12 protein-coding genes are annotated in these 15,151 nt (G+C 67.6%); 4 read left to right on the top strand and 8 right to left on the bottom strand.

From position 1 onward, the window contains the following. Positions 1 to 6: 6 nt before the first annotated feature. The 5 genes from FV560_RS10525 to FV560_RS10505 form a co-directional block, all read right to left on the bottom strand. Positions 7 to 1,860: a siderophore-interacting protein gene (locus FV560_RS10525; RefSeq protein WP_159621486.1), complete on the bottom strand. Its 1,854-nt coding sequence runs from the start codon at positions 1,858 to 1,860 to the stop codon at positions 7 to 9. Between the two features lie 62 nt (positions 1,861 to 1,922). Next, on the bottom strand, positions 1,923 to 2,900 hold the full coding sequence (locus FV560_RS10520; protein WP_159621485.1) for an ABC transporter substrate-binding protein: 978 nt from the start codon (positions 2,898 to 2,900) through the stop codon (positions 1,923 to 1,925). 57 nt (positions 2,901 to 2,957) lie between these two features. Then, positions 2,958 to 3,944, bottom strand: a complete 987-nt coding sequence (locus tag FV560_RS10515) for an ABC transporter substrate-binding protein (protein ID WP_159621484.1) — start codon at positions 3,942 to 3,944, stop codon at positions 2,958 to 2,960. 86 nt (positions 3,945 to 4,030) lie between these two features. After that, positions 4,031 to 4,681 (bottom strand): response regulator, encoded by a 651-nt coding sequence (locus FV560_RS10510; protein WP_159621483.1) that lies wholly within the window; start codon positions 4,679 to 4,681, stop codon positions 4,031 to 4,033. Continuing rightward, entirely contained in the window at positions 4,678 to 5,958 is a 1,281-nt protein-coding gene (locus FV560_RS10505; RefSeq protein WP_235020056.1) for an ATP-binding protein, read from the bottom strand. Before FV560_RS10505 ends, FV560_RS10510 begins: the two co-directional genes overlap by 4 nt. A gap of 197 nt (positions 5,959 to 6,155) precedes the next feature. Here FV560_RS10505 and FV560_RS20115 point away from each other — a divergent pair, with 197 nt between their 5' ends. Both FV560_RS20115 and FV560_RS10495 read left to right on the top strand, forming a co-directional pair. Further along, positions 6,156 to 7,943, top strand: a complete 1,788-nt coding sequence (locus tag FV560_RS20115) for a PspC domain-containing protein (RefSeq protein WP_200837605.1) — start codon at positions 6,156 to 6,158, stop codon at positions 7,941 to 7,943. After that, positions 7,940 to 8,287, top strand: coding sequence for a hypothetical protein (locus FV560_RS10495; protein WP_159621482.1), 348 nt, complete (start codon positions 7,940 to 7,942; stop codon positions 8,285 to 8,287). The genes FV560_RS20115 and FV560_RS10495 overlap by 4 nt, the downstream gene beginning before the upstream one ends. A 51-nt stretch (positions 8,288 to 8,338) precedes the next feature. On the opposite strand, the gene FV560_RS10490 is transcribed toward FV560_RS10495, so the two are convergent. The 3 genes from FV560_RS10490 to FV560_RS10480 all read right to left on the bottom strand — a co-directional run bounded on the left by FV560_RS10490 (position 8,339) and on the right by FV560_RS10480 (position 11,637). Then, positions 8,339 to 9,523: a glycosyltransferase gene (locus FV560_RS10490; RefSeq protein ID WP_159621481.1), complete on the bottom strand. Its 1,185-nt coding sequence runs from the start codon at positions 9,521 to 9,523 to the stop codon at positions 8,339 to 8,341. A 41-nt stretch (positions 9,524 to 9,564) separates the two neighbouring features. Next, positions 9,565 to 11,157: a glutamine-hydrolyzing GMP synthase gene (gene guaA / locus FV560_RS10485; protein WP_159621480.1), complete on the bottom strand. Its 1,593-nt coding sequence runs from the start codon at positions 11,155 to 11,157 to the stop codon at positions 9,565 to 9,567. Between the two features lie 75 nt (positions 11,158 to 11,232). Next, positions 11,233 to 11,637, bottom strand: a complete 405-nt coding sequence (locus FV560_RS10480) for a DUF3817 domain-containing protein (RefSeq protein WP_159621479.1) — start codon at positions 11,635 to 11,637, stop codon at positions 11,233 to 11,235. Positions 11,638 to 11,697: 60 nt separating this feature from the next. On the opposite strand from FV560_RS10480, the gene FV560_RS10475 reads away from it, so the two are divergent. Then, the gene (locus tag FV560_RS10475) at positions 11,698 to 12,495 is read left to right on the top strand and encodes a hypothetical protein (protein WP_159621478.1); all 798 of its coding nucleotides are present in this window, start codon (positions 11,698 to 11,700) and stop codon (positions 12,493 to 12,495) included. A gap of 756 nt (positions 12,496 to 13,251) precedes the next feature. Continuing rightward, positions 13,252 to 15,102: an AAA family ATPase gene (locus FV560_RS10470; RefSeq protein WP_159621477.1), complete on the top strand. Its 1,851-nt coding sequence runs from the start codon at positions 13,252 to 13,254 to the stop codon at positions 15,100 to 15,102. The last annotated feature ends 49 nt before the right edge of the window (positions 15,103 to 15,151 follow it).

Raw genomic sequence — 15,151 nt, 5'->3', positions numbered from 1 at the left:
GCCCACTCACCCCTGCGGGCGGAGAACGTAAACGGTGTTCTCCTGCCCGACGAGATCAGCATCGGCCACCTGCAGCCCGGCAGCCTCGAAGACTGCCCGATACTCGCCGTCGGTGCGTTGCCCTGCCCCGTAGAGGGCGAGATCACGCAAATCGACGGCCGCACTCCCCTCCTCCGGTGCGGCAACGTCGAGGGGAGCTTCGAGGACCAGCACCGGTACGCCGTCACGAACGTCCTGGGCGGCCCGGCGCAGCGCGCGCACGGCATCAGCATCAGCGAGACGGCTGAGCTGTTGCACGAACAGCACCGCATCGGGCTCCGCCCCGGCGGCTGTATCCGGCTGCTCGACTACCTGTACCTGGCCATCCCGCACCGCATCGGTCACCGATTCCTCCAGCTCAGCACGCAGCGGCCCGGTCTGCACCGGGTGAGCGACCAGAGTGAGCCGCATCTCCTCGTGACGGCGGAGCGCTTCTTGGGCAATCACGTGCGCTGCGTCGGCGTGCACCAGCAGATGGGTGACCCCGGAGAGTGCGGCACTCGCCGCGAGGGCCGGTGCGAAGAGCTGAGCCTGTCTGCCTGCCTGTTCGAGGAGCCCGTGCTGGAAGCTCGGGTCCTCACGCAGTTGGGCCCCCTGGAGCCCGCGGTCCTGGTGGGCCTTGCCGTCACCGCGCACTGCGTCCAGCAGGTCGGCGAACGCCAGGTCCTGACGGGCCTCAGCCCCGTTCAGGTCGAGCCGGTCAGAAATGATCTCGTGGGCGAGGAACTCCCCCAGTTCGGTGAGGCGGTAGCGCCCCTGTGGCGTGCGGGAGAGTATCTCGACCGTGGTCAGGTAGCGCAGCAACCGGCCGAGCGCGGCGGGGTCCGAGCCGGTGTGGTCAGCCAGCCGATCCAGGTCGTCCACGCCACGGGCGATCAGCTCGGCGAGCCCGAGCGAGGCAGCGGCCCGGATCGCGAACGGCGTGGCGAGGCTCGCCATGGCCTGGAACCGGATGCCGGGGAGCTTCTCCGCCGCGTTGATGTCGGGAAGGGAGGGGTCGTCGCGGCGCGCGCGCACCTCGCGGCGCCGCCAATAGCCGACGTGCTGAAGCGCCTCCTTCGGCACACCACGATCCTCCAGGAGATGCCAGCGGATCCGGCGAACCGCCTGTGTCTCAGCAGCCACCCATGCGAAGGCGGCTCCCGGCCACCAGTCGAGCCCGGTGACGGCCTCGTGCAGCAGCTGCCCAGGTTCGGCGTCGTGCCGGTGGATCCAGGTGATCATGGCGTCTGCGGCAGTCGGCAGGTCCTGCTCGTGGAGGTGGTCCGGTACTTCGATGAGCGCACGCACCCGGTACCCCTCCGGCAGATCATCCAGGCAGCGGCCGATCGCGGGCAATGCCGTTTCGTCGCCGATGATGAGGAGCCAGTCCGTACTGTGCGGGAGCCCGAGACTGCGACCCGGCCCAGCGATGTGGATCCGGTCTCCGATGGTGCACCGGTACGCCCAGGTCGTAGCCACGCCGGTGCCGTGGCGGACGAAGTCGACGTCCAGCTCCTCCGCCTCCGGATCCCAGCGCCGCACCGTGTAGCTCTTCATCAGCGGCCGCTGGCCGGTGCCGAAGTCGAGACGCCCTGCCTTCTGCACCGGCAGCAGCACCTCTGACTCCCCTGGATAGGGAAAGTAGAGCTTGATGTGGTCGTCGAAGCCGGTGCTGCGGAACTCCGGCACCTGGACCGCACCGGTATCGAAGGGACGCAACTGTTCTCCGGTCAACGTCACCCGGCGCATCCGGGAGTTCACATCACTGATCCGCAGGACGCGCAGCTCACGGAGCGCGACCGGATAGACGTCGCTGTCCCGCAGGAGAGCGCGAGCCATAGGACTTCCTTTCACGTACTGGTATGGCGCTCGAACGAGCGCATGAACGAGTTGGGGCCGGGTCAGTCCGCGGTCAGGCAGGCCTCGACTTCGTCGGCAACGATCTCGGCAGCCAGCAGCCCGCCCTCGAACCATGCCGCGAACTCCTCGGCCACACACACCTGACCTTCTTGTACGGCAGGGACTCGCTCCCACAGGGGCTGGGAACGCAACGCCTCCAGGTCGGCCTCGCTATCGGGCACGATGTAGATCCAGTCGCTGGAGATCTCGGTCAGAGTCTCGGTGGAGATCACCGACCATGCAGACCCACTCTCAGCCTCCTCACCGAACGTGGGGTCGACGAGGGTGAGGTGCTGCAGGTGCTGGATCACCGACGAACTCAACGTGCTGGACGTGTTGTAGAACCGCAGTTCCTCGGGTCGTGCCCGTAGCAACGCGATGGTCTCACCACTGTCGGGAACGTGTGCGTCGACGCTGGCCACACGATCCTCGAAGTCTGCGATGTTCTGTTCCGCCTCCGCCTCACGATCGAGGAACTCACCAAGTTCGGTGATGTGCCCAGTCCATCCGGTCGCTTGCCCTTGCTCATCGAACCCGTGGTAGGCGATCGTTGGGGCAATGGCCTCGAAGGCGCTCAGATTGTCGCTGACGATGAAGTCGACACCGACGATCAGGTCTGGTTCGAGTGCTGCAATCGCCTCGAGATTCGGCTCTCGAGGCGTGCCGACAGTAGTGAAGTCATCAGGAAGATGCGCACTCACGTAGTCCGGTAACTCACTGAATCCGCCGAACAGAGTGGAAGCCACAGGAGTGAGCCCCAGGGAGATCATGTGGCCCAGCTCTGCTGATCCCGTCGTGACCACCCGCTGCGGATCGGCCGGGATCTCGGTCGTGCCCAGTGCATGCTCGACCGTGCGTATCTCCGGCTGATCACCGCCGTCAGACGAGGCATCCGCTCCGCCTCCACCACAGGCAGACAAGAGGAACGCAGCAGCGACAACACCAGCGACGCCGCGCAGCCGGACAGCAGAAGCAGACACAGACACCTCCCATGAAATTTGGATAGGCTCACCTTACCCAATGTATGCGCGCGAGTATCAACCCGCGGTCAGGCAGGCCTCGACTTCGTCGGCCACGATCTCGGCAGCCAGCGGACCGGGCTGGAACCATGCCGCGAACTCCTCGGCCACACAGACCTGACCCTCCTGAACTGCTGGGACCTGCTCCCACAGGGGCTGGGAACGCAACGCCTCCAGATCGACCTCACTATCGGGCACGACATAGATCCAGTCGCTGGGGACGTCGGTCAGCATCTCCGTCGAGATGACCCGCCACGGAGCGGCGCCACCCTCGACTGGCTCACCGAACGGCGGGTCGACCAGGGTGACGTGCTGCAGACTCTGGAGAACGTTGGAGCTCAGTGTGCTGGTGGTGTCGTAGAAGCGCACTTCCTCGGGTCGTGCCCGTAGCATCGCGATGGTCTCACCGCTGTCGGCAAGGTGCGCATCAACGTCGGCTACCCGGTCCTCGAATGCCGCGATGCGCTGGTCCGCCTCATCTGCGCGGTCGAGAATCTCACCGAGTTCGTTGATGTGCTCGGTCCAGCCGAGCGCCACGCCCTGCTCATCTCGCCGGTGGTAGGCGACAGTGGGGGCGATGCCCTCGAGAACACTCAGATTGTCGCTGACGATGTTGTCGATGCCGATGATGAGATCGGGTTCAAGTGCTGCAACTGCCTCAAGGTTCGGCTCTGTGGACGTTCCCACCACGGTGAAGTCGTCAGGCAGATGCGTACTCACATAGTCCGGGAGCTCACTGATTCCGCCCCACAAAGCGGCACCCACGGGATCGATGCCCAACGCGATCATGATGTCCAATCCGGCTGAGTTCATCAGGACCACACGCTGTGGATCGGTGGGAATCTCCGCAGTGCCCAGCGCATGGTCCACCGTGCGCGTCTCCTGCTGACCGCCGCCCTCAGGCAAGGCCTCAGCCCCGCCCCCGCCACACGCAGACAAGACAAGAGCAGCAACAGTGCCGGCAACGGCAGCGATGAGTCGCAGCCGGACAGCAGGAGCAGACATCGAGACCTCCCAAACTTTGGATAGGCTCACCTTATCTGCTCAGATCGAGTGCAAGCACCACCCCATCGCTTGAGCGCCGTGGTCCCTCAGAGCAGCCGCCGCACCGCCGCCCACCGGGTGAGCTCGTGCCGCGAGCTCAGCTGAAGTTTGCGCAGCACGGCCGAGACGTGCGTCTCGACCGTCTTGATCGAGATGAACAGTTCACTTGCCACCTCGCGGTAGGTGAAACCCCGGGCGATGAGGCGCATCACCTCCTGCTCCCGGGCGGAGAGCCGGTCGAGCTCGTCATCGGCGACGGCCACATCGGTGGCCGCAGTACCGAAAGCATCGAGCACGAATCCCGCGAGTCGTGGCGAGAAGACGGCGTCCCCGCCTGCCACGCGGCGGATGGCGTCCGAGAGATCACTCCCGGCGATCGCCTTCGTGACGTATCCCCGCGCACCGGCCCGGATCACCGAGACCACATCCTCCGCGGCATCCGAGACCGATAGCGCCAGGAACCGCACATCGCCCAGCAGATCGGAGCACTGGCGGAGCACCTCGGCGCCCCCTCCGCCCTCACCGCCGGGCAGGTGCACGTCGAGCAGCACCACGTCCGGTCGCTGCTCGTGCACCGTGGCCACGGCCGAGGGCACATCGGCAGCCTCGCCGACCACCACGAGGTCCTCGGCCAGCTCGCTGCGGACCCCGACGCGCACCATCCGATGGTCATCGACCAGAACTACCCGCAAGCTCATGCTGTCCCTCCTGTACCCGGATCGCTACTGCCCGGATCATTGCTGCCTGAGTATTCTCGCCCTGGGTCTTCTCGCTCCTGATGGGGCATCCGCAGGCGCACCTCCGTGCCCCTGGTGCTATCGCTGCGAATGTCCGCGCTACCACCGTGCCGCTGCATGCGTCCGAAGATCGAGTGCCGCACCCCGTGCCGGTCCTCGCTCACCGAGTCGACGTCGAACCCGTCCCCGCGATCACGGACGTACACCTCGGTCGCCTTCTCCCCGACCTCGACGTAGATCGAGACCGGCGGGTCTCCGTGCACCACGGCGTTGACCATCGCTTCCTTCGCCGCAGCCACGAGCGGAGCCGTGCCTGAGTCAGGCACGGCGTCCCCCGCCGTCACCACATCGATCTCGGCGCCGTGGTGGTCCTCCACCTCACCGGCGGCCTCGCGCAGCACCTGCGCGATCGACTCCCCGGGCTCAGGCCGGTCCGCATACAACCAGTCCCGCAGCTCGCGTTCCTGCCCCCGCGCCATCCGGCGCACGAACGCCGGATCATCCGCCCGGGCGCGGATCAGCGACAGGGTCTGCAGCACCGAGTCGTGCAGATGCGCGGCGATGTCGGCGCGCTCGGACTCACGGGCCCGCGCGGCTCGCTCAGCCACCAGGTCGCGCCACAACCGCAGGCCCAGTGGCGCGAGCACGAAGGCCGTGCCGGCCAGGATGGCCAACCCAGCCAGCACACCGTTGACCACGTCACCGAGCGGCTTGCCGCGGGCCACGAAGATCACTACGCCCAGCAGCGCCAGCGCCACTCCTCCACCGACGCGGAGCAGCACCGACATCCGGCGCACCGGCTGCCCGGTGCGACGCTGCCGCTCCGTCACTTCGATCTGGCTCCACGCCAGCGCGGCGCCGGCTACCAGCACGACCACCGGCAGCAGCCAGGCGCCACCGAACCAGTCCTGCACCTGGCTGGCCAGCAGCAGCGCCGCCACGAGCAGGAGGGCGGCACCGATCACCAGGTCGGACCCGCGGGTGCTGGCCGTCGCCGCACGCAGCCGCGGCACCAGCCGGGTCAACCTGGTGGGCCGGGCCTGCGCCGCCGCCTCCTGCGGGTCCCCGCCTGGCACCGTGAGCGCGAACCAGGCATAGAGCACGGCCCCGGCACCGAACAGCAGTGTGAGGATCACGAAGAACCACCGGACGGCGGTCACGGGCACGGCCAGGTGCTGCGCCAGTCCGGCGCTCACCCCGAGCAGGAGCCGGCCCTGGACAGGTCGTCGCAGCGGCACCGCACCACGGTGCGTCCTCGGAGTCTCGGCCTGGGTCACAGCAACATCGTGGCACGCGGCGGCGCTCACAGACGCTCTCGGAGCAGCACCTCAGGGGCGGATCAGGGTCGCGCCCCGGTCCGGGCCTGGCCGATTCAGGGGTCGTTCAGGGTGTCCCCCGATACCGCCCGAAGCCGCGGAGGAGTTGACTCGTGGTCATGACTTCGAACTTCTCTGCCCCGCCGCCTCCACAGGCAGCGGACAGCTTCTTCGACTCGCTGCGACGCATCGGCGTCGCCCGCACCGATGACCGCTGGATCGGTGGTGTGGCCGCGGGCCTGGCCCACAGGCTCGGCGTCGACCCACTGATCGTGCGTGGGGCTCTGCTCCTGGTGACGCTGTTCGGAGGACTGGGCCTGCTGCTGTACGGCCTGGCCTGGGCGCTCCTGCCCGAGCGGTCCGACGCCAGGATCCACCTGCAGGAGGCCTTCCGCGGGCGCTTCGACGCCGCGCTCGCTGGTGCGATCGTGATGGTGATCATCGGCTTCTCCCGGGCCGGCTTCTGGTGGGGCGGCTGGGATGGGCTGGCGTTCAGCGTCGGGCTGATCGCACTGATCGCCCTGGCCGCCGTCGTGGTGCTCGCCATCCAGCAGGGCCGCCGTGCCGGCCAGACAGGGGCAGCCGGGGAGGCGGATTCGCCAGCGCCCGCGGGTGGGGCCACCGGCCCATCGCATGACGGCGCAGGCTCGCCTCCTCCCCCGCCGGAGAGCGGCCCGCCGCCCGCCACTGCCCCGGACAACCAGCCATCGTCAGCCCTGACCGTCCCGTTCGCGGCCGCAGGCAGCCGGGCGGTCCCTGCACCTGCGACGGTCGATGGGCCGCTCTCCGGCAGCGCGTCCGAGGGCAGCGCGTCCGAAGCCGGCGCTATGACCGACAGCACGACGGGGCAGCCACACGAGGAACCAGCCGAACCACTGCAGGAGAGTTCCTCCGGCACCGGCGATCCGGGTGACCCGGCCGAGTCCCGCCACAACGATGAAGCCCACCAGAGCGATTCGACCGAGAGCGATCCAACCGACACCATGAGCACCACCCACGACGACGCCACCGCGCAGTCTCAGCACCCGGGCGGCCCCGGTGGCACCACTGAGTCGATCCCGCCAACCCCGCCAATCCCGCCGGCCGGTCCGCCGCAACCGCCCACTCCCCAACCGGCCCCTACCCCTCCGCCACCGCCGAAACCGCGCATTCCCGGGCCCGGAGCCACCCTCGTCCGCGTCACCCTCGGTCTGGTCCTGCTCGTGATCGCCCTCCTGCTCGCGGCCGACTACACCGGCCTCAGCAGTGCGTGGATCGATCCGTGGGCTGGTGCCATCTCCGGCAGCGGCTGGAGCGTGGAACTACTCGCGCTGGGTTCCGCCGTCACGCTCTTCGGTCTCGGCGCAGTGCTCGCCGGATTGATGGGACGCCGCTCCGGCAGCCTCGGGGTGCTGGGGACCCTGGTGGCCCTGGTCGCCGTCCCGATGGCACTGGTGCATTCGGCGGACGTCGTGCACCGTTTCGACTGGAACGACTCCACCGCCTACAGCGACGAGACGTGGCGCCCGGGCACCGCGTCCGAGGCTGCCGACGGCTTCGACGAGTTGGCAGGCGGTGCGCTCCGGGTCGACCTCCGTGATCTCGAGGGGGTCACGGTCGCCGATCCGGTGGAGGTCGAGATGGGTGCGGGCCAGATCATCGTCCAGGTACCGGAGGGCATGCCGATCAGCATCGAGACCTCAGTCACCGGTGAGATCAGCACCCGGAACCTCGACGGCTGGACGGCGCAGGTCGAGGGCCGGTCCGCCCAGACCGTTGACGGTGAGCTGGACTACGGCTGGCGCTTCGGCGGGAACCGGGAGATCACCCTGAACTCACCGGAGTCCGAGTCGCCGGAGGGTGTCGAGCCCCTGCGGCTGGAGGTCGATCTCGGATTCGGCGAGATCGTGATCGAGGAGCGGTCATGAACACCGGCCCGGACACTCCGATGAATGCCGAGCAGCAGGGCGCACGCCCCCAGGAGTACCTCATGAACCAGAATGTCGATCGCGAGGAGACCGTTCCAATGTCATCCACCAGCACTGTCGAGTACAACGGCGCCGCGGCGCCGGAGCCCGCCCGGGAAGGCACGCGCCTGCGCACCGTCGTGTGGGGTCTGGTGCTGATCCTGCTCGGAGCGGTGGTGATCGCGATCGGCCTGGGTGCACGACTCGACCCGGCCACTGTGTTCATCGGGATCCTGGCGATCGCGGGAGCGACCCTGCTAGTAGGGGCGCTCGTCTCCGCCGCACGTGGCCGCCCGAAGAACTAACGGCCCACGAGCTGACGGCCCAAGAGCTGACGGATCGGGACGGCCGCATCCTCATCCCGAGCCCGGGAGGCCCACCGCCTCCCGGGCTCGTGCGTAGACCCGCTCGGCCCGCCCGATGACGTCTTCCCAGGACATCGGCGGCGGTTCGGAACTGTTGTGCCGCCGGATCCCAGCCAGCAGCTCCCGATCCTCGGCGAGCCGCACCAGCGCCTGCGTGGCCGCCTCGTCCCCGCGGACGAGGTGCCCCTCGCGTCCATCCCGGACGAACTCGCTCACCCCGGTCCCTGCCTGCGCCACGACGGCCAGGCCTGCAGCGCGTGCTTCCAGCGCAGCGATCCCGAACGCCTCCAGCGTGGATGAGGTGAGGAAGACGTCCTGGTCCCGGTACAGGGTCGGCAGCGTCGGCCGCGGGACGCGGCCGAGGACCGTCACCACCTCCTCGGCCCCCGCCGACGCCACCTCGGTGCGCACCCCGTGCTCGGCGGGCCCACCCCCGGCCACGGTGAGATGGATGCGCGGGCGACCTGCGCCGTCGGGCCCGAGCCGCTCGGCAGCCTCGATCACGGTGCGCACCAGTGGCACGGCACGTTTGCGCGGCGCCAGCCGTTGCGTGGCCACCACCCGCAACGGTCCGATCCCCGACGGCGGCCGCTCGCCCCGGGCGGCCACCGCTCGCCACGGCGTCAGGTCCAGTCCGTTCGGCACCACGCTGACGTCCGTGCGGCCCAGCGCTGCGGCCACACGTTCGGCCGCCACCCCGCTGACGGCGCTCAGCGCAACCGGAGCCTGCCGCCAGCCCATGGCCCGGGATCCCAGTGCGAGGAGGGGCTCCACGCCGTCGAGCATGCAGTGCCAGGTGAGGGCCACCGGCAGGCCGAGTGCCCGTGCTGCACGGGCGCCGTCGTAGGCGAACGGTGAGACGACGCCTGCGTGCACGTGCACCACGTCCGGATCCAGCACCTGCAGGGCACGCCGCACGAGGGCACGTCCGCGTGGGTGGACGGGCAGGCCGAAGGTCACCGGTGAGGCCATCCGGTGCAGGCGCACCCCGGAGGCCTGGGTCACCGACTCGCGGTAGCGGCCCACGGCGGAGTCCGAGCCAGGCTCGGCCGCCGTGGCGGTGAGCACGTGCACGGCGTGGCCACGCTGGACCTGGTGCGCCGCCAGATCCTCCACCTGACTCTCGATGCCGCCCACGCGCGGGGCGTAGCAGTCGGAGATGTGGACGATACGCACGATGCGCTCCCTCCGCTCGTCAGCTCATGCCGCCGGGACGTTCACTCCCACTCGATGGTGCCCGGCGGCTTGCTGGTCACGTCCAGCACCACCCGGTTGACCTCGGCGACCTCGTTGGTGATGCGGGTGGAGATGCGCGCGAGCACGTCGAAGGGCACGCGGGTCCAGTCCGCCGTCATCGCATCCTCCGAGGAGACCGGGCGCAGCACGATCGGGTGACCGTAGGTGCGGCCGTCGCCCTGCACCCCCACCGAACGAACGTCGGCGAGCAGGACCACCGGGCACTGCCAGATCTCCCGGTCCAGCCCGGCGGCGGTCAACTCGGCCCGGGCGATGGCGTCGGCCGCGCGCAGTGTCTCCAACCGGTCCGCGGTCACGTCACCGACGATCCGGATGCCCAGACCCGGGCCGGGGAACGGCTGACGCCAGACGATCGCCTCCGGTACCCCCAGCTCGAGCCCGACGGCACGGACCTCGTCCTTGAACAGGGTGCGCAGGGGCTCGATCAGCTCGAACTGCAGATCGTCAGGCAAGCCGCCGACATTGTGGTGGGACTTGATATTGGCCGCACCCTCGCCGCCGCCGGACTCCACCACGTCCGGATACAGCGTTCCCTGGACGAGGAAGCGCACCTCGCCACCGTCACCACCGGACTGGTGGGCCTCCTCGACCACCTCACGCGCCGCCTGCTCGAACACCCGGATGAACTCCCGGCCGATGATCTTGCGCTTGGTCTCGGGGTCCGAAACCCCCGCCAGAGCACTGAGGAACCGCTCGGAGGCATCCACCACCTTGAGGTTCACCCCGGTGGCCGCGACGAAGTCCTCTTCGACCTGCTCGGCCTCACCGCTGCGCAGGAGCCCGTGGTCGACGAAGACGCAGGTGAGCTGGTCACCGATCGCCCGCTGCACGAGGGCGGCAGCCACGGAGGAGTCCACGCCGCCGGACAGACCGCAGATGACCTTGGCATCCCCGACCTGGGCACGGATCGCTGCCACCTGATCGGCGATCACGTTGCCCGCCGTCCACGAGGCCTCGAGGCCGGCGGCCCGGTAGAGGAAGTTCTCCAGCGCCTGCTGCCCTCGCTCGGAGTGCTTGACCTCGGGGTGCCACTGCATCCCGTAGAGCCGGCGCTGGTGGTCCTCGAAGGCGGCCACGGGCGATCCGGGCGAGGTGGCGAGCACGTCGAAGCCGTCCGGGGCCTCGTGCACCGCGTCGCCGTGGCTCATCCACGTGGTCTGTGCTTGTGGCGAGCCGTGCAGCAGCGTTCCTGCCTCGTCCACCGTGACGGTCGTGCCGCCGTACTCGCGGGTGCCCGTGTGGGCGACGGTGCCGCCGAGCGCCCGCGCCATCGCCTGGAATCCGTAGCAGATGCCGAGCACCGGCACCCCGGCCTCGAACAACGCCGGGTCCACCGCCGGCGCGCCGTCGGCATAGACCGAGGCGGGCCCGCCGGAGAGGATGATCGCGGCCGGGTCCTTGGCGAGCATGTCCGCCACCGGCATGGTGTGGGGCACGATCGCGGAGAACACGTCCGCCTCGCGCACACGGCGGGCGATCAGCTGGGCGTACTGGGCGCCGAAGTCGACGACAAGGACGGGCCGGGGCAGGGCAGGATCAGTGGCGGCACTCACCCGAGAAGGATAGTGGCCCCACGGGCCCGCTCGAACCTCCGCAGCGGCGTCAGTGGCCGAGGTTCGGCAGAGGACTCAACTCGCGCTCTGGCGCGCCTGCAGCGTTTCGGTGACCCACCGGCCGGCCTTCTGCTCCATCACGAAGGAGAGCACCGGGATCACGCCACCGGCAATGAGGAGGACGATCCGGCCGAAGCCCCACCGCATCCGGCTCCACAGGTCGAAGACCGTCACGGCGTAGACGACGTAGATCCAGCCGTGCACGAAGGCCACCCAGGATCCGATCACCGGGCGCGCGCTGCCGTCGGCGTTCACCCCATTGACCTGCACCACGTACTTCAGCAGCATCTCCAGGCACAGCAGCAGGAGCATCCCGCCGGTGATGAACGCCATGATCCGGTAGCGCGTGAATGCGCCGCGGTCGCGCATGTCCTGCGCGTCGGTGGTGCTGCCCTCGTCCGTGGCCTCCGGTTCGGTCATGCCCCCAGTCTCTCACCCGGGCGGCAGGGCTGAGGAGCCGCGCGCGGCTACGGTGAGCGTGTGCCCTCCCGTCGTGTCCTGATCGTCACCGCCGCCGTGGTGGTGGTTGCCGTGGTCATCGCTGTGGCGCTCTCCCAGCGCTCCGACGGCGAACGCACCGTCGCGCTCGAGGCCTGGCACGCGGACCTGCGCGCCTGGGAGTCCGAGCAGACGACGGCGCTCGCAACTCCCGAGGAGGTCGACCTCTCCCCCGGTCCGGCCACGTGGCTGAGCCCGGTCTGGGCCGGCGGTGCCGCTGAGGCGGCGGATGCGGACGCCATGAACGCCGCGTGCACCACGCTCACCGCCTACGGCGACCAGGTGGAGTTCGCGCCCGGGCCGCCGGCCGCGCCAGCCGAGGTGGAGCCGACGGCGCAGGAGAGCGAGCAGTTCGAGGCCGATCAGGCGGCCCTGGCCGGGCTGCGCGCCGGGCTCACGGCGCCGCTCTCCACCGTGCGCCGCTACTGCGGGACCGTGCCGACGCTGCTGACCGCCCGGGCCGAGGGCGATGCGGCTGAGGCGAACCACAGGATCGCCGAGTCGTTGCGGGTGCAGTGCCCACTGCCCGAGTTGGAGGCGGTGTGTGCCGCAACGATCGAGGCGGCGGAGGCGCTGGCGAGCGAGGGCGGAGAGACGGAGGCGGCCCGTGCGAGCTGGGCGGAGGCTGTCGTGGGGTCGGACCTGCCCGGGCTCGCTGACGTAGATCCGCAGCAGCCGGCGGAGGTGGAGGCGGCGCTTGCTGAGGTGGTGGACGAGCACGCCGACGGCGTAGCCGGCCAGGTGCAGGAGGTTGCAAGCGAGTTCGTCGCCACGTGGTAGTGGGGTCGGAATTACTGCGTAGAGCCAGCACCCTCGACGACGTAGGCCGCGCGGCAGTGGCCGTCGTCGGCGTTCAGGGCTCATCGCCACTTGCGGATGTAAACTGCTAGGTCGTCCCATCCCGCCGCTACGGCCCGGCCCACAGCCGCAGATCCTTCGGAACCGCGTTTCCAGTGGACTGTACCGGTGGCGTCCCGGGTGACAGGAACCGTCGTTGCATCGGCCGAGAGCCGACGAGCACCAACGACAGTACCTCCGGCCCGATGCACATCGCAGCGCAGGCGTCCGTCAAGCGCAGCGAACGTGAAGATCGCGCCCTTGCTGAGTGAACGAACGTCTCCAACACTTGCGCCCGCGTAGCGAGGTCGACCTGAGCAGACCAACCAAACACGAACACAATTTCTCCAACGCAACCCATCTCCACCATCGCCGAAGCCTGAATTTCGAGCGACCCGCGTCGTCGTCATGGAACACGTCGCCGCGCTCGCCGCATCCGAGTGCCCCTGCTGGCAGTTCCTCACCTACCAACGAACGCGCCGCCACCTCTGCTCACTGGCGAGGGCAATACACACCCAGTCTCCCCGGCCTGCAGTCCACGAACTACATCTGAGCGGCCGACCGTGACCGACATATCGGCCAGGGCGTCACGGAGCCCCGTGAAGGCACTGCCCTTCCCCCAAAGAGTCGCTCGGTTCATGTACCTTCTAGTCTACAGTCCACCGGAGGAAAGGGCGAAGAACGATGCGAATAGACAAAGTGCGCATAGCCAACTATGGCGGGATTCGTCGTGCCGAACTGCACGGCCTCGCTCAGCAATCGGTGTTGACCGTGACCGGTCGGAATGGGACGGGCAAGTCATTGCTCCTCGAGGCGATGACGCTAGTTTTAACAAACCGCGGCCCGATGAATAATCCAGTCGGCCCATGGGGTTCAGAATTTGAAGCCTCGGTGACGGTGGTTTTCGACGAGGCCGAACTACAGGCTGCCGCCGACTGGCTGGCTGCGCGCAGGTCACCCCACGCAGGGGAGGTAACCAATCGCGCCCAGCTAAGCGTCAAGGGAAGCAAGAACGAATTCCACTTCGTCGGCGATGAATGGGCGTGGACGCTTCTCAACGACGAGGACTTCCGGGATTCCCACCCTTTCGTCGATCTCAGCTTCCTACCAGCGGTGCGAGCGGTGCAGGCCAACGGGCATGGGGTACTCGAACTTGACTCCTTGGACCCGGAGCGAGTTCGTCGCTCGCGAGAAGAAGGCATCGATCGAGCCCTCTCGCGCGGAGAGCCTCTCCTAACTCCCACGGTCTCGAGTCAACTGACCGCGCTGGACTACCTAGATCTACTTGCCACTAGGGAGAAAATCGCGGGAGGAGAACTTCAGCGCGTCGTCAGAGTCTTCGAAACGGCGACCGGCAAGAAAATCGTTGCTCCCTCGGTCGCCGTCGGATCGACCGCGCGTTTCGAGGCCACGCTGGCCGACGGAGAAAGACACTCAGTCAACGACTTAAGTAGTGGCGAGCGCGCAATGCTCTCCCTGCTCTTCTACGTTCGACGCGTAGCAACCCAAGGCGGAATTCTACTGATCGACGAGCCTGAGCAACATCTCCATCCAACACTCGTTGCACCCCTCATGGCCTCGATGGTCGAGCTAGCACCAGAGGCACAGATATTTGTAGTTTCCCACGCGGCAGGAGCGATCGCAGCCGCTGCTGGGACAGGGGTTCTCGTATTAGATAAGCCGCACGCGTCCGGCGAGACCCAGTTGCGCTGGGCGAAGGAAGACGCCAACTTTGACATACTCAGCGAGCTCGGCGTCAGCGTGCCTGAACTACTGGGGGTTGACGCGCTAGTAGTCGTTGAGGGTCGCTCGGATGAAGAATTCATTAGCTCAGTTTTCCCTTTGATCTCAAGTCGAGTCCGGATCGTAAAAGCGGGCGGCGTTAATCGAGCGCTAAAATACTGCGATACTCTGACTTCGCTCGGCTCCTGGGTAAAATGGATTTGCGTAATCGATCGAGACCTGCGTACCGCCGAAGAGGTCGCTGAACTCACAATGAGGCACCCTCAACTATTTGTGTGGCAAGGACGAGACCTGGAGAGCGTATACCTAAGCGAAAACCTGATATCTTCCGCCTATAGAGCCGTCGGGTGGGATTTGGAGGAGAGCAGAGTACGAGAAGCTTTAGAGTCTGCGGTCCAAGAACTGCGCGGCGAGGTCATCAGCACGACTGCCAACGATAGGGTTCTGGCGCGCGCTAAGCGCGAGCAGGACGCCCCCCAAGGAAAAGAACACGGCAGGCAGTGGCTAAGGACACGCTCCGCGATCTATAGCCGCGCCGCTGAAACTTTTGACGACGTCAGGCGCGAAGTTGAATCGGAGATTAATGGGCGTTGGGAGTCGGACTCGCGGCAGCTGGTAGATCCGAAACTGGCCCTTAATTCAGTGGTAAACAAGCTCGGCTACTTCTCTAAACAAGCAACCATCAGTTCTGTTCTCAGACGAGGATTGGCAGATGGCGCTGCGGCGAAGCCCGACGACCTGCAAGAACTCGAACGTCGTTTGTCGGATCTCGTTCAAAGCAATTGGTCATCAAGCGGGACAGAATAGAGGGAAACTTTGCTGGCTCCGCGTACTTCACCTCGGCGCTTCAAACTGG

This window comes from Ruania rhizosphaerae (assembly GCF_009805705.1).
Classification (GTDB): domain Bacteria; phylum Actinomycetota; class Actinomycetes; order Actinomycetales; family Beutenbergiaceae; genus Ruania; species Ruania rhizosphaerae.
The sequence above is the reverse complement of the archived record's forward strand: the minus strand, read 5'-3'. Positions and strand labels throughout refer to the sequence as shown.